Genomic DNA, 13,943 nt, shown 5'->3' with positions numbered 1-13,943 from the left:
CGTTGCGCGGGTTCCGAGGAGAAAGGGCCGACTGAGGAAATCGGCAGGCGTACGGCACGCGTGAACGGCCGTACGCCCTTACCCGGAGCGGGTCAGCGGCGTTTGAGCCGGTCGATGATCACCGCCAGCAACAGGATCGTGCCGCGAATCACATACTGGTAGAAGGTGTCGATGTTCTTCAGGTTCATCGCGTTCTCGATGATCGCCAGGATCAGCACGCCGGCAATCACGTGGCGGATCATGCCGATGCCGCCGCTGAGCGAAACCCCGCCCAACACGCAGGCAGAAATCACCGTGAGCTCGAAACCCTGACCGATCATCGGCTGGCCGGAGGTCATGCGCGAGGCCAGCACCACACCCGCCAGCGCGCCGATCAGCCCGTGCACGGCGAAAATGATGATCTTGGTGCGGTCGACATGAACGCCTGCCAACAACGCGGCTTCCTGGTTGCCGCCGATGGCCAGCGAGTTGCGCCCGTAGGTGGTGTAGTTCAGCAGCCAGCCGAAAAACACGAAGCAGACGATGGTGATCAGGATCGGCACCGGCACGCCGAACAACTGCCCGTTGCCGAACACGAAGAAGCCTTCTTCGCCCACGCCTACCGCTTTACCGTTGGAAAAGATATACGCCAGACCGCGCACGATCTGCATGGTCGCCAGCGTGGTGATCAACGCGTTGATGCGCAACTTGGCAATGACGATGCCGTTGATCAGACCGACCAGCAGCCCCATGGCCAGCGCGGCCGACACGCCGAGGAACACGCTCTCGGTGTCACGAATGACGATCCCGGCGATGACGCCCGAGCAGGCCAGCACCGAACCGACCGACAGGTCGAAATGCCCGGACGCCAGACAGAACAGCATGGTGCAGGCCGCGATGCCCACAGTTGAAATCGCCAGCCCCAGGCCACGCATATTGAGCGGCGACATGAAGTTATCGATGAGCAAGGCACAGAGCACAAATATGCCCAGTGCGGCCAGGAGCATCGCCCAATCGTCGAAGAATCGACGCATGTTCATGCCCTGGCGGGGAGCCGTCAGGCTGGTTTCGGTAGACATACGCACCTCGTTTTTATTTTTCACTGTCAACACCCGCTGTCAGCCGCGCGTGCGCGGCAATGCCAGCTGCAATAACCGTTGCTCGTTGGCTTCATCGCGAGAAAGCTCGCCGGTGATCGCGCCTTCGCTCATGACCAGAATGCGGTCGGAAATGCCCATCACTTCCATCAGATCGCTGGACACGACGATGACCGCGATGCCGTCCGCCGCCAGGTTGTGGATGATCTGATAAATCTCGGACTTGGCACCGATGTCGATGCCTCGGGTCGGCTCGTCGAGCAGCAATACCTTCATCGGCATCGACAGCCAGCGGCCGAGGATGGCCTTCTGCTGGTTGCCGCCGGACAGGAACAGCATCTGCTGCTCCGGTGAAGGCGTCTTGACGTTCATCGAGCGGATCTGGCCTTTGGCGTTTTCCCGCTCCCACTTGCCCTGAATCAGGCAACCCAGGTGCACATGTCGAGGCCGCGCGCCGATATTGATGTTTTCGGCGACGCTGGACAGCGGCACGATGCCTTCCTTCTTGCGGTCTTCCGGGCACAGCAGGATGCCGGCAGAAATCGCATCGCGCGGGGATCGCAGTTCAAGGGGCTTGCCATCCAGTTGCAGGGCGCCGGCATGGCTGCGCGTCAGCCCGGAAAGCAGGCGGAACAGCTCGGTACGACCGGCGCCGACCAGCCCGAAGAAGCCCAGCACTTCGCCCTTCTCGACCGCGAAACTGACCGGCTCCTGCAGCCCAGGCCCCATCAGGCCGGTGACGCGCAGACTCGGACCCTGGTGCTGGCGCGGGCGATAATTGTAGATGTCCTGAATGTCGCGCCCGACCATGCACGTCACCAGACGATCATGGTCCAGCTCAGCCATGTCTTCGAAGGTGCGCACGAAGCGCCCGTCCTTGAACACGGTCACCGCGTCACACACCCGGAAAATCTCTTCCATGCGGTGCGACACATACAGAATGACTCGTCCCTCGTCGCGCAGCTTGACGATGATGTCCATCAAGCGATCGATTTCCCGCGCCGAAAGGCTGCTGGTCGGCTCATCGAAAGCGATGACGTGAGCATTGCGCGACATGGCCTTGGCAATTTCCACCAGTTGCCGCTGGCCCAGAGACAGGTCGCCCAGGCGCATGCCCGGATCGATTTCGTCGGCCAGGCCTTTGAGCAGCTCGCGGGCGCGGCGCGTCATCGCGCGGCGGTTGACCATGCCCCAGCGATTGGGCATGTGCCCCAGCAGCAGGTTCTCCGCCACCGACATTTCCGGCACCAGATGCAGCTCCTGGTGAATCACTGCAACCCCAGCAGCGATGCTGTCCGCGGTGGACTTGAATGCCAGGTGCTGATCGCCGATCTGCAGGTCGCCGCTGTTGGGCTGGTACGAGCCGCCAAGGATTTTCAGCAGCGTGGATTTACCCGCGCCGTTCTCGCCCATCAACGCATGAACGCTGCTTGGCCGAGCCTCGAAATTGATGTCTGACAGCGCCTTCACGCCCGGGAAGGTCTTGCCGATCCCGTTGAAGCGCAGACTGCCGCCCGATTGTTGTTGTTGAGCTGATGCCTGTTGCATGAACCACCCTCCTCCTCGCTCCGCGCCATGGGCGTGAAGCGAGGCCTTGCAGATGTCAGCCTGTGTGATCAGGCCGGCCAATGTGCGCCACGATTACTTGTACAGACCGATCTTGGTCAGCTCGTCCTTGAAGTTCGCACGGGTGATCAAGGTTACGTCATCCATGGCGGTGTACTTCGCCGGCTCCTTGCCGGTGGTGACCCACTCGTACATCTGCAGGGCGGTGTTGTAGCCCTCTTTGTCAGGGCTTGGCAGCATCGAGCCGAAGAAGCCGCTTTCAGGTTTCTTCAGTTCGTCGATGGCATCGGTGCCGTTGATGCCGATGCCGATGACGTTGGCCGGAGCAAACCCCGCGCCTGCGGTTGCGCGTACGCCACCGAGCACGGTGTTGTCGTTCATGCCGCCGACGATGAGGTTTTTCGCGCCACTGGGCAGTTTAGGCAAGGCCGCGTTGGTGGCGTCCATGCTGCCAGGTACGTCGAGGGTTTTCTGCGGGGTGAAGAGGATATGGTCTTCCGGCAAACCGGCTTTTTTCAGTGCATCGACCGAACCGTCGGTGCGCTTCTTGCCCGTGTCCAGCTCATTGTAGGTATTAATGATCGCGTAGGTTTCCTTCCAGTCCCACTTGCGATTCTGCGCTTCGGTGGCCATGGCCGCGCCCTGTTTCTGACCGACCTCGAAAGCGGCCATGCCCAGGTAAGGAACGTCTTCCATGAACTTGCCTTTGGCATCGACGAAGCGATCATCCACCGCCATGACCTTCATGTCGTTGGCCTTGGCTTTGGCAACGATCGACGGACCGAGGGAGACATCAGGCGGGCAAATGACGAAGCCCTTGGCGCCGTTGGCGGCCAGGCTGTCGATGGCAGAGAGGGTTTTCTCGCCGTCCGGCACGGCAATCTTGATCACTTCGAAACCGTGATCCTTGCCGGCTTTCTCGGCGAATTGCCATTCAGTCTGGAACCAGGGCTCTTCAGCCTGTTTGACCAGAAAACCGATCTTGACCTTGTCGGCGGCAAACGCGCCGCCCGTCATTCCGACAATGGCGGTGGCAACAGCGGCACAGCACAGGGAACGAATCCCGTGGCGACTCAACATAGCTAACTCCTTATTTTTATTGAATAGCTACAGCGTTCAGCAGTGGTTGTCGTGACGACCCGAGTGAGGGGGGCCGATCGACTGAAAACAGTCATATCATATTATCAATGACGCCTATGTAACCGAGTGTCACACCCCTTCAACGCGCCCCCGCGTTCATCCAGAGAACCGCTGCGATGGCGTTCCCTTGATACCGGTTTCGGCACTCAACACACAGCCGTCCAGCTCAAGGGCGCCGCTGGCAGGTCTTGCGCTGGTGACGAACAACGTGGTCATGTCCGGCCCACCGAAGACACAACTGGTGGGGTGGCTGACGGGAAGCTCGACGATGCGATCGACGCGGCCATCGGGCGCGAAGCGGATGATGCAGCCGCCGCCCCAGCGCGCGTTCCAGACGTACCCTTCGGCGTCCAGCGCTGAGCCATCCGGTGTTCCCCGCGGATGTTCATGGGCCCAGATATCGCGCTCGCCGAGCGAGCCATCGGGGCGAATCGGGTAACGATAGATCAGACCGTCCAGACTGTCGGCGGACAGCAGAGCCTCGCCGCCGGCTGGCCAGAGCATCGTATTGACGATGCCCTGATCGCTCAGCAGCGCAGTGACCCGCCCGTCGCCATCGATGCGAAAGATGCCGCCCGAGCGGCGCTCGAGCGGCAGATCACCGCCCTGCGCATCAAGGTTGTTTTGCATGGTGCCCAGCCACAGCCGGCCCTGACCGTCGCAACGGGCTTCGTTGGCACGATTGCCTTCGACCGGATCGGCGACGCACAACAGCGTGAGTTCGGGCTGGTTGGCAGGGGAATTCAGATTCAGGCGATAGACGCCGCTGGCCAGCGTCACCAGTGCATCGCCTGCAGAGGCGGGAATGAACGCCGACACCGGCTCGTTGAATTGCCAGTGACGCACCTCTTGCCGATGCAGTTGCAGGGCGCGGAACCCGGCGATATCGACCCAGTACAACGCCGCTTGCGCGTCGTCCCAGAACGGCCCTTCGGCCAATGTGAAACGCTGGTCACAGACCGGCTGCCACTTCATAGGAATGTTCCTGTTTTATTATTGTTGTTCCAGGCCTTACGGCCCGCTTGCAACTCATTCGTTCACTGCTGCGCCATCGAGCGAGAGATCACCTCGCAAGCGTTTTCGATCAGACTCATGCACGCCCAGACACCGCGCGCCGAATCACGACTGGCAATCGCATCCGCCAGCTCTTTGTGCAGCGGCAGGGTCCTGCCCAACTCCCCCGGCACCGCCGAGGACACTTCAAACGAAATCGCCAGCAGCGCGCCCAGGGCCGGCAACATCTGCTCGATAAACTGGTTATGACTCGCCGCCAGCACCGCCTCATGGAAACGCTGATCGGCGTGGTTGTAATCACCCATGTCGGCGACACTGGCCGCCAGCTGCACGTACGCCGCCTGAATCTCGGCAATCTGCTGCGGTGTCGCACGTTCACAGGCCCAACGCACGGCCATCGGCTCTATCGCACGGCGCAGGTCGAGCAGGTCCATCACCAGGCTTTTCGACAATCCCGTCGCCGCCAGCCAACCGACCACCTGCGGGTCGAACAGGTTCCAGCTGCGCGCCGGTAACACGCGGGTTCCGACCTTCGGGCCGACCTCCAGCATCCCTTTGGCCACCAGTGTCTTGATGGCTTCGCGGATCACCGTCCGACTGACGCCGAACTCCTCACCCAACGCCGCCTCCACCTTCAGCGACTGCCCCGGTGCAACGCTGCCCCGAGCAATCCAGGCCCCCAGGCGGTCTACTGTCGACGCGTGAAAACTGCTGCTCATTGATCCGCCCCTTCTCGCGGCCTTTCCGCGAACTGGAGGCTAATGATCATATGATTAGGTGTCAAACGGCTGTACAAGCCCGAAAAGCTGGACTAAACCTGTTCACCGAATCGCTCAAGCAGAAACTTCTCCAAATAGTATTACAATTTATTTTTAAATCGAGTTTTTTGTTCTATATATTCATCCGTTCGGTTCGCTGATCGTCAAATAGTATGACCAATTGGCGTAAACGTCGTTCGCAGACACGCTGCTCTGCGTGCGGTCGCCCCGTTGGCATGCGCAACGCTCCTAAAACAACAAAAGGAAGGACGCAATGAGGAAGACGCTTATACCTGCTATCGGGCTGACCCTGCTGGCCGCGGCCCTGCAGGCCAATGCCGCCGGCCTGTCGGCCGAACATGGCACCTTCGGCAAAATGCCGGATGGCACGACGGTGGAGAAATACACCCTGCGCAACAGCCTCGGCATGCAGGCGACAGTCATCACCTACGGAGGCACGCTCCAGTCGCTGCTCGTGCCCGACAAGAACGGCAAGGCCGAGGACGTCGTGCTGGGTTTCGATGACCTGGACGGCTACCTCAAAGGCACCTCGTTCTTCGGCGCCACCATCGGGCGCTTCGGCAACCGGCTCGCGGACGGCAAGTTCAGCCTGGACGGCAAGAGCTTCCAGGTGCCGCAGAACGACAAGACCAACGCCCTCCACGGCGGCACTAAAGGCTTCGACAAGCAGGTGTGGAAAGCTGAGCAGGTCAAGGACAAAGGCTGGGTGGGTGTGAAGCTGACCTACGTCTCGGTGGACGGCGAAATGGGCTTTCCCGGTACGCTGAAAACGGAAGTGACCTACAGCCTCAACGAGAAAAACGAGCTGCGCATCCAGTACCACGCCACCACCGACAAGCCAACGGTGCTGAACCTGACCAACCACAGTTATTTCAACCTGGCCGGTGCCGGCAATGGCGACATTCTCGATCAGGTCGCCGTCGTGCACGCTGCGCGTTACACCCCGGTCAATGAAAAGCTGATTCCGACCGGCGAGCTGGCGCCTGTGGCGGGCACGCCGATGGACTTCCTCAAACCCGTCGCGTTTGGCAAGCGCATCCGTGAAGACCACCCGCAGCTCAAGTTCGCCGAGCCGACCGAGGGCGGCTATGACTTCAACTGGGTCCTGGACACCAAAGGCAAGGTCGGCAACCTGGCGGCCGATGTGGTCGATCCAAAATCCGGACGCCGACTGCAGCTGTTCACCAGCGAACCGGGCGTGCAGCTGTATACCGGCAACTTCCTGGACGGGACGGTGAAAGGCAAAGGCGGCAAGATTTATCCGCACTGGGGCGCCTTTACGCTGGAAACCCAGCACTACCCCGATGCGCCCAATCAGCCGGCTTTCCCGTCCACTCGACTGGATCCGGGCAAGTCGTACAACCAGACCACCGTCTTCAAATTCCTGACCAAGTGACCTACGATTCGCTGGCTCATCGGCTCCTCTGATGAGCCAGCGACCGCCCACTCATTCGTCCACATCCTCAAGTTGCCACACATTCTTCTGTACCAAACGTAACCGTTTGGCATTGAAAGGATTATTTGACTGAATTTTCCTGACGGCAGCGACTCAGTGGAATGTGAGCGACTGATAGGGAGGTTAGCAAGAGTGGCACAGTACAAGCATTTCAGAATCGATTATCTGCTTCATGGCAAATACAAAAGCTTCTACATCAGCGCCGAAACCATGGATAACGCATCCGCATGGCATTGGGCATCTGTAGACGCAGGATTTGGGCAGATACCGAAATACCGCTCGGACAAAGTCCCGAAAGTCAGTAAGCCCAAAGCCGAACAGCTGGGGCTGACGGACGTTGAGTGGGCTGAGTCGTGAGTCGCTGATCAGGCTTGTGAAGTGTTCAAGCCGGCCCCGTCGGCAGCGCTGGAAATGCGTGTCGGCGGGGCCCTGAATTTTGTCATTCCTTTAATGATTGCCCCCTCCCCGCTTCGCTTGGCTGCGTAGATCTACGGTTCACCGATCAACAGCGATCAATAGTTCGCCCCCTCCGGTCAGCCTTCGCTGACCCTGCCGCCTAGCCTATTCCCGGCTGAAGCCGGTCCTACTGACGGTGGGCGTTTCTCCGTAGGACCGGCTTTAGCCGGGAAGGCACCAAACGTCACGGCTCACCAACCATGGCGCCCACTCGGGCCTATTCCCGGCTGAAGCCGGTCCTACTGACGTATGCGTTTCTTCCGTAGGACCGGCTTTAGCCGGGAAGGCACCAATCGTCACGGCTCACCAACGATGGTGCCCACTCAGACCTATTCCCGGCTAAAGCCGGTCCTACTGACGTATGCGCTTCTTCCGTAGGACCGGCTTTAGCCGGGAAAGCACCAGACGTCACGCCGCAGGATCGATGGCGCAAACACAGGCATCTTCCTGCTGGCACAGAACATATTTGTGACCATTGACTGGCTGCATGGGCGCCATTGGCGGAACTGATCATTAAACGATCATTATGAGTAAGGCCTTGGATTTACTGCCTCACAGCAACTTATCCACAGAGATATTCACGTTTTCCGTGGACAACTTTTTGAACGATATGGCGTTGACTTTCAGCGTCTGTCCAGCGTAGCCGCAGCAGTCATCATCGGCTCAAGCGGCAGGCACAACCGTTACGAAATCCGGCTTGCTCTCGACGACAAAACGCTCTCGCAGGCAAGCGTTCCCTTCCCCATAATCCGCCCCTCTTCGGCACGACGCCTCCGGCAAAGGCAGCGCTCGCGGCACGTGCTAGCATCGTTGCCATACGCAACAGTCACCGAGGAGTACCCATGCTGGAGCAGTCCACCTTCGCCGCCTTTCTGTTCGACATGGACGGCACGCTGACCAATTCGATCGCTGCCGCAGAGCGGGTCTGGACCCGATGGGCGCTCGATAAGGGCGTGAACGTCGACGAGCTTCTGCCCACCATTCACGGCGTACGCTGCATTGACACGCTGCGCCGCCTGAACCTGCCCGGCGTCGATCCCGAGCGCGAAGCCGAACTGCTCGCTCAGGCGGAAACCGATGATGTCGAAGGCGTGATCTCGATCGAGGGTGCTGCGGCATTTCTCGCAAGTCTGCCCGCTGAACGCTGGGCGGTGGTGACCTCGGCGCCGCGCAAACTGGCCGAGCGCAGAATCCTGGCGGCTGGTCTGCCACTGCCCAAAGTCATGGTGGCCGCTGAAGACGTCGCCCACGGCAAGCCCGCGCCAGACTGCTTTTTACTGGCGGCCCGACGTCTGGGTGTAAACGCTGAAGAGTGTCTGGTGTTCGAAGACGCGATCGCCGGCATTACTGCCGCAGAGGCGGCGGGTGCGAAAGTGATGGTGATCACTGCGGCCCATTCCCACGCAATGGACACCGCGCATCCCACCCTGAAAAGCTATGACGCCTACTCGATCGAATTCAACGATGAAGGGCGATTGCAACTGCGCGCACGCTGAGCCAACTGGGCAGGGGCCGGTCACAGCCCCTGCGACCGGCCTCTTGAGGTCGCTTCAAGGCAGCTGCTATTCAGCGCCGAGGACGCGAGCCAGTGTTGCCTTGACCTTGCCGATGCCGTCATGCAACGCCTGTTCGATCTCCGCCATGGTAATGACTGCGGAGGACTTGCCGGCGGCCGGGTTCACGACCAGCGCCAGACAGGCGTAATCCAGTTCCAGTTCGCGTGCCAGTGCGGCTTCGGGCATGCCGGTCATGCCGACGATGTCACAGCCATCACGCTCGAGCCGGACGATCTCCGCCACGGTTTCCAGGCGCGGGCCTTGCGTGCATGCGTACACGCCAGAATCGCTGAACGGATAGCCTTCGGCAGACAACGCAGCGATCAGCCGCGCCCGCAACGGCTCGCTGTAGGGGTAACTGAAGTCGATGTGGGTGACATGCTCGAGGTCGTCGGCAAAAAACGTGTGATCGCGGCCGCTGGTGTAGTCCACGAGGTCATGAGGCACACAGAAATGTCCGGTGCCCATGTCAGGGTGAATACCGCCCACAGCGTTGACCGCGAGAATCGCTTCGGCCCCTGCCTGCTTCAATGCCCAGATATTGGCCCGATAGTTGACCTTGTGTGGCGGGAAGCGATGCGGGTGGCCGTGACGGGCCAGGAACATGACCTCGCGCCCGGCATAGTCGCCGACCTGGATCTCACCGGACGGCGCGCCATAAGGCGTGTTCATCGGCAGCGACTGACGAATCGTCAGGCCTTCGAGCTGCGTCAGGCCGGTGCCGCCGATAATTGCGTAAACAGTCATGGCAACTCCTTAATCGATCAAGTGTGCGGCGCGCAGGTCGCTCAACGCCGACAGCCAGCGCGGATGCTGACGGTATTCCGTGGTCGCCAGGCCCTGGCCTCGCATTCTGGCGACGCGGGCAGCGGGTGAAATCTTCAGGCGCTGGGCGGCACTCAACGCAAGCTCTGCCGCCGCGCGATCATTGCAGACCAGCCCCATGTCGCAGCCAGCCGTCAGCGCGGCCTCGATGCGACTGGCCGCATCACCGACCACATGCGCGCCTGCCATGGACAAGTCATCGCTGAAGATCACGCCGTCAAAACCCAGCTCACCGCGAAGAATCTCCTGCAACCAGCGACGGGAAAACCCGGCTGGCTGAGGATCGACATGGGGATAGATGACGTGGGCCGGCATGACCGCAGCCAACTGTTTGCTCAAACGGGCAAACGGAATCAGATCATTGGCGCGCAGGGTTTCCAGGCTGCGTTCGTCAACCGGTATCGCCACGTGAGAATCGGCCTCGGCCCAGCCGTGTCCCGGAAAATGTTTGCCAGTCGCCGCCATCCCCGCCTGATTCATGCCACGAATGAAGGCGCCGGCCAGCAGCGCGGCGCGCTCCGGATCGCCTTCGAACGACCGCGTACCGACGACCGCACTCCGCTGGTAATCCAGATCCAGCACCGGCGCAAAACTCAGGTCAAGGCCGACAGAAAGCACTTCAGTGGCCATCAACCAGCCGCATTGTTCAGCAAGGTGTTCGGCATTGGGCGCAGCAGCGATGGCGCGCATGGCCGGCAGACGCACGAAGCCCTGGCGCAGACGCTGAACCCGGCCACCCTCCTGGTCCACCGCCAGCAGCAGATCGGGACGGATGGCGCGAATGGATGCGCTCAGCTCACGAACCTGCCGTGGACTCTCGATATTGCGCGCAAAAATAATCAGGCCGCCCACTTCGGGCTGACGCAGAAACTGACGGTCTTCGGATGTCAGCCAGGTACCGGCGATATCCACCATCAGGGAGCCTTGCAGGCCAGAACTCATATGAAGATCCTTCAACAACCATTGCCCAGGCCGGCATGGTGAGGGATCGACGGGTGCGATGCAAATGCCGGCGCACCCGGCGTCGGCTGCGCCTCAGGCCTTGGCGGCGACTGGCGCAGAACTTTTGCTGCGCGGCTTGAGTTGGGCGTTGATCATCGCGGTGTCGGTCACGCCGGTTTCCGCGCGCATGCCCGCCGCCAGAAACGGCACCATCAAGCGCATGACTTGCTCGATGGACGTGTTGACGCCGAAATCGGTTTCGGCGATGGCGCGCAATGCCTTGATCCCGGACATGCTGAATGCCGCCGCACCCAGCATGAAATGCACGCGCCAGAACAGTTCGATAGGCGGAATACGCGGTGCGGCTTCGTTGACCAGCAACATGTAACGGCGGAACACCTTGCCGTACATGTCCTCGAGATAACGCCGCAGGTGGCCCTGACTCTGGCTGAAAGCAAGGCCCAGCAAGCGCATGAAAATCGACAAATCGTTGCCGCTTCGGGGCTGCACGACCAGCGCCTGCTCGACGAGGATCTCGAGCAACTCTTCCAGCGTGGGTTTGTGATCGGGCTTGGCCTGCCGACGCTCCAGTTCGCGATCCAGGCTGATGCAGAAAGGGCCCAGAAATCGCGAGAACACAGCTTGAATCAAGGCTTTTTTCGAGCCGAAGTGGTAGTTCACCGCTGCCAGATTGACTGACGCCTTGCTGGTGATGAGGCGCAACGACGTTTCGGCAAAACCTTTTTCCGCGAACAGCTGCTCAGCAGCATCGAGAATTCGTTCAACTGTTTCCGACTGGGCCATGGTTATTCGCCTGACAAACACTTGTTTGAAACATACGTTTCAGTCGATCACCTGTCAACCCTGACGGTTCGTTTTCTGTCCAATGAGTCACGCCATTTAACCATACAAACCGTGGCCTGTAGCCAGCCCCTGCGAGACCATCCAGCGCGCTCGATAAAAAGGAGGATTGCCAAGACGCGATCACTGTATATAATCCCAGTCACTGTATAAAAAGACAGAGCGATGCACATGATCAAACTGACGTCACGCCAAGCCGAAATTCTGGACTTCATCAAGCGCTGTCTCGAAGATAACGGCTACCCGCCCACTCGTGCGGAAATCGCTCAGGAACTGGGATTCAAATCCCCCAACGCCGCTGAAGAACACCTCAAGGCCCTGGCGCGCAAAGGCGCTATCGAGATGACCCCGGGCGCTTCCCGCGGCATCCGCATTCCCGGCTTCGAAGCCAAGACCGAAGAAAGCGGCCTGCCCATCATTGGCCGCGTGGCCGCCGGCGCGCCGATTCTGGCCCAGCAGCACATCGAAGAATCCCTGGCCATCAACCCGGCCTTCTTTCATCCGAGTGCAGATTACCTGCTGCGCGTACACGGCATGAGCATGAAGGACGTCGGGATTCTCGACGGAGACCTGCTTGCCGTCCACACCACCCGTGAAGCCCGCAACGGCCAGATCGTCGTGGCGCGGATTGGTGACGAAGTCACGGTCAAGCGCTTCAAGCGTGAAGGCAGCAAAGTCTGGCTGATCGCCGAAAACCCCGAATTCGCCCCTATCGAAGTCAACCTGAAAGATCAGGATCTGGTCATCGAAGGGTTGAGCGTTGGCGTGATTCGCCGCTAAGGAGAACGTTTATGCAGTTCCCACAGACACCGCAACAACACGCACAACTGCCTTTGTTCGAAGCATTCATGGCGCCTGTCGCGACAATGCTCGATGTCCCACGGCTTCACATCCCGGTGCTCGACGAAGTCGTCGATACGCCGTGGAACAGTGAGCCGGAAGCCTTTAGTGAATTGTCATTGCGCGGCGCTGCCGGGAACTGCCTGAACCTGCTCGCACCGATTCTGCGAGAACTCAGCCAGGACAAACATGACCGCTGGCTGACGCTGATCGCGCCGCCATCGAGCGTGACACAGGCATGGCTGCGCGATGCCGGCCTGAACCGGGAACGCATTATCCTGATGCATCCTCGTGGAATGCAAAGCGCACTGGAGCTGACTCGCGAGGCGCTGCGCCTGGGCCGCAGCCACACCGTGGTCAGCTGGATCAATCCGATATCGGGCAGCGCTCGTCAGCAACTGATCAGCGCGGCACGCACCGGCGACGCACAGAGTCTCAACATCCGCCTGGGCTGAACCGGCAAACCGCGTGAGGAAGGATTCGGGGATGTTTCCGGGCTTCTCTGGGACGAGAAGCCGACAGACATGAACGCAAGAGGATAATCCTGGCGGATCAATGCAGGACGCGAGGTCCCTCTTCTTCTTTGGTCAACTCACCCTCGGCCAGACGACCGGCCATCTGCACACCCACACTGAGCATCGCTTTGGCGACTTCAACGTGTTGGCCTTGCAGAAACGCCTTGGCATCTTCGGAGAAGTTCAAGGTCACAAGAGACCCTTCATCCTCGGCTCGGCGCAGCTCGATGCGACCGTCAGGCAGTTCGACAATTTCCAGAAAAGAGGTTGGCATCAGGACAGTTCTCCACGAAAGGCGGGCATTGTAACAGCCTGATGACTCAGGCCCTAGCCCATCGATCACTCTGCGGCCTCAACACTCGCTCAGCCCTTCCCTGAACCGAATTGCCAACCCTTTCAGTTGCTGACGCCAGCTTTCCATCTCCTCGCGGCTCAGCTCCGGTTCCGCGTCTTCCTCCACAGCGACGGCAATGATCAGTGGCTGGGTCACGTCACCTTTGGGTTTCTTCGGCGCTCTGGGTGGCAAAAACAGCGCGTTGTACGAAGCCAGCAATTGTGCCAGCCATGTTTCTCGCTGCTGTGCCAGTTCGACGAGCTCGGCCATTTCCGGGATAGCAATGGCTTCCAGAACCTGAGGTGTCAGCAAATCTTCTGCGCGAGAGGTGCCCGCCTGGGGCAGGCGATAAAACCCGGCGATCTCGTGACACAAGCCCAGCAATGCACCATAGAGGTGAAACACTGCCGATTCGCGTTCGGCCTGCTCCAGCCCCTGGGCATTCATGGCACGGCTGTCCCGGGCCTTGGCCATTGCCTCCAGGGCGAGGCCTGCGAAGAAAATCTTCTGATTGGTGCGGGTATAGAGTTCGTGAGCCATATCAGTGGCCTCCACTTCAATGAATGCGAACGAGCAAGCCTGG

The 13,943-nt window shown here is 60.1% G+C and carries 15 protein-coding genes; 5 read left to right on the top strand and 10 right to left on the bottom strand.

Annotated features, from left to right (window positions below):
• Nucleotides 1-92 precede the first annotated feature (92 nt).
• From araH to AAGQ88_RS09760, 5 genes are all read right to left on the bottom strand, one after another.
• Nucleotides 93-1,058, bottom strand: a complete 966-nt coding sequence (araH, locus tag AAGQ88_RS09780) for an L-arabinose ABC transporter permease AraH (RefSeq protein ID WP_285423387.1) — start codon at nt 1,056-1,058, stop codon at nt 93-95.
• Nucleotides 1,059-1,097: 39 nt separating this feature from the next.
• A complete protein-coding gene (gene araG, locus AAGQ88_RS09775) occupies nt 1,098-2,624 on the bottom strand; it encodes an L-arabinose ABC transporter ATP-binding protein AraG (RefSeq protein WP_342655142.1) in 1,527 nt (508 codons plus the stop codon).
• Between the two features lie 93 nt (nt 2,625-2,717).
• Nucleotides 2,718-3,722 (bottom strand): substrate-binding domain-containing protein, encoded by a 1,005-nt coding sequence (locus tag AAGQ88_RS09770; protein WP_342655141.1) that lies wholly within the window; start codon nt 3,720-3,722, stop codon nt 2,718-2,720.
• 156 nt (nt 3,723-3,878) lie between these two features.
• The gene (locus AAGQ88_RS09765; protein WP_342655140.1) at nt 3,879-4,757 is read right to left on the bottom strand and encodes an SMP-30/gluconolactonase/LRE family protein; all 879 of its coding nucleotides are present in this window, start codon (nt 4,755-4,757) and stop codon (nt 3,879-3,881) included.
• A 62-nt stretch (nt 4,758-4,819) separates the two neighbouring features.
• Nucleotides 4,820-5,515 (bottom strand): FadR/GntR family transcriptional regulator, encoded by a 696-nt coding sequence (locus AAGQ88_RS09760; protein ID WP_285423382.1) that lies wholly within the window; start codon nt 5,513-5,515, stop codon nt 4,820-4,822.
• A gap of 313 nt (nt 5,516-5,828) precedes the next feature.
• Here AAGQ88_RS09760 and AAGQ88_RS09755 point away from each other — a divergent pair, with 313 nt between their 5' ends.
• The 3 genes from AAGQ88_RS09755 to AAGQ88_RS09745 all read left to right on the top strand — a co-directional run bounded on the left by AAGQ88_RS09755 (nt 5,829) and on the right by AAGQ88_RS09745 (nt 8,983).
• Complete coding sequence (locus AAGQ88_RS09755) at nt 5,829-6,971, top strand: aldose epimerase family protein (RefSeq protein ID WP_342655139.1); 1,143 nt, start codon at nt 5,829-5,831, stop codon at nt 6,969-6,971.
• Nucleotides 6,972-7,163: 192 nt separating this feature from the next.
• Entirely contained in the window at nt 7,164-7,388 is a 225-nt protein-coding gene (locus AAGQ88_RS09750; RefSeq protein WP_093467628.1) for a DUF6555 family protein, read from the top strand.
• Between the two features lie 941 nt (nt 7,389-8,329).
• On the top strand, nt 8,330-8,983 hold the full coding sequence (locus tag AAGQ88_RS09745) for an HAD-IA family hydrolase (protein ID WP_342655138.1): 654 nt from the start codon (nt 8,330-8,332) through the stop codon (nt 8,981-8,983).
• A gap of 66 nt (nt 8,984-9,049) precedes the next feature.
• On the opposite strand, the gene AAGQ88_RS09740 is transcribed toward AAGQ88_RS09745, so the two are convergent.
• The 3 genes from AAGQ88_RS09740 to AAGQ88_RS09730 all read right to left on the bottom strand — a co-directional run bounded on the left by AAGQ88_RS09740 (nt 9,050) and on the right by AAGQ88_RS09730 (nt 11,614).
• Nucleotides 9,050-9,790 carry an S-methyl-5'-thioinosine phosphorylase gene (locus AAGQ88_RS09740; RefSeq protein ID WP_285423379.1) on the bottom strand — a complete coding sequence of 247 codons (741 nt, stop codon included), beginning with the start codon at nt 9,788-9,790 and terminating at the stop codon, nt 9,050-9,052.
• Nucleotides 9,791-9,799: 9 nt separating this feature from the next.
• Entirely contained in the window at nt 9,800-10,798 is a 999-nt protein-coding gene (gene nagZ / locus AAGQ88_RS09735; RefSeq protein ID WP_285423457.1) for a beta-N-acetylhexosaminidase, read from the bottom strand.
• Between the two features lie 105 nt (nt 10,799-10,903).
• Entirely contained in the window at nt 10,904-11,614 is a 711-nt protein-coding gene (locus AAGQ88_RS09730) for a TetR/AcrR family transcriptional regulator (protein WP_285423378.1), read from the bottom strand.
• 228 nt (nt 11,615-11,842) lie between these two features.
• Between AAGQ88_RS09730 and lexA the strand changes: the two genes are divergently transcribed.
• Together lexA and sulA are read left to right on the top strand one after the other, a co-directional pair.
• A complete protein-coding gene (gene lexA / locus AAGQ88_RS09725) occupies nt 11,843-12,451 on the top strand; it encodes a transcriptional repressor LexA (protein ID WP_093467923.1) in 609 nt (202 codons plus the stop codon).
• Between the two features lie 11 nt (nt 12,452-12,462).
• The gene (gene sulA / locus AAGQ88_RS09720; RefSeq protein WP_342655137.1) at nt 12,463-12,966 is read left to right on the top strand and encodes an SOS-induced cell division inhibitor SulA; all 504 of its coding nucleotides are present in this window, start codon (nt 12,463-12,465) and stop codon (nt 12,964-12,966) included.
• 97 nt (nt 12,967-13,063) lie between these two features.
• Here sulA and AAGQ88_RS09715 read toward each other — a convergent pair whose 3' ends face one another.
• Nucleotides 13,064-13,300, bottom strand: a complete 237-nt coding sequence (locus AAGQ88_RS09715; protein ID WP_093467610.1) for a hypothetical protein — start codon at nt 13,298-13,300, stop codon at nt 13,064-13,066.
• Nucleotides 13,301-13,378: 78 nt separating this feature from the next.
• Nucleotides 13,379-13,900 carry a DUF6586 family protein gene (locus tag AAGQ88_RS09710; RefSeq protein WP_342655136.1) on the bottom strand — a complete coding sequence of 174 codons (522 nt, stop codon included), beginning with the start codon at nt 13,898-13,900 and terminating at the stop codon, nt 13,379-13,381.
• Nucleotides 13,901-13,943: the final 43 nt, after the last annotated feature.

This window comes from Pseudomonas sp. F3-2, assembly GCF_038804275.1.
GTDB lineage: Bacteria > Pseudomonadota > Gammaproteobacteria > Pseudomonadales > Pseudomonadaceae > Aquipseudomonas.
Note: the sequence above shows the minus strand (reverse complement) of the source record. Positions and strands in the feature narration are given on the sequence as shown.

Bases quoted from the DNA above. Each gene is read 5' to 3' on its own strand.
- araH (WP_285423387.1), bottom strand. From the start codon at position 1,058: ATGTCTACCGAAACCAGCCTGACGGCTCCCCGCCAGGGCATGAACATG.
- araG (WP_342655142.1), bottom strand. From the start codon at position 2,624: ATGCAACAGGCATCAGCTCAACAACAACAATCGGGCGGCAGTCTGCGC.
- AAGQ88_RS09770 (WP_342655141.1), bottom strand. From the start codon at position 3,722: ATGTTGAGTCGCCACGGGATTCGTTCCCTGTGCTGTGCCGCTGTTGCC.
- AAGQ88_RS09765 (WP_342655140.1), bottom strand. From the start codon at position 4,757: ATGAAGTGGCAGCCGGTCTGTGACCAGCGTTTCACATTGGCCGAAGGG.
- AAGQ88_RS09760 (WP_285423382.1), bottom strand. From the start codon at position 5,515: ATGAGCAGCAGTTTTCACGCGTCGACAGTAGACCGCCTGGGGGCCTGG.
- AAGQ88_RS09755 (WP_342655139.1), top strand. From the start codon at position 5,829: ATGAGGAAGACGCTTATACCTGCTATCGGGCTGACCCTGCTGGCCGCG.
- AAGQ88_RS09745 (WP_342655138.1), top strand. From the start codon at position 8,330: ATGCTGGAGCAGTCCACCTTCGCCGCCTTTCTGTTCGACATGGACGGC.
- AAGQ88_RS09740 (WP_285423379.1), bottom strand. From the start codon at position 9,790: ATGACTGTTTACGCAATTATCGGCGGCACCGGCCTGACGCAGCTCGAA.
- AAGQ88_RS09730 (WP_285423378.1), bottom strand. From the start codon at position 11,614: ATGGCCCAGTCGGAAACAGTTGAACGAATTCTCGATGCTGCTGAGCAG.
- lexA (WP_093467923.1), top strand. From the start codon at position 11,843: ATGATCAAACTGACGTCACGCCAAGCCGAAATTCTGGACTTCATCAAG.
- sulA (WP_342655137.1), top strand. From the start codon at position 12,463: ATGCAGTTCCCACAGACACCGCAACAACACGCACAACTGCCTTTGTTC.
- AAGQ88_RS09715 (WP_093467610.1), bottom strand. From the start codon at position 13,300: ATGCCAACCTCTTTTCTGGAAATTGTCGAACTGCCTGACGGTCGCATC.
- AAGQ88_RS09710 (WP_342655136.1), bottom strand. From the start codon at position 13,900: ATGGCTCACGAACTCTATACCCGCACCAATCAGAAGATTTTCTTCGCA.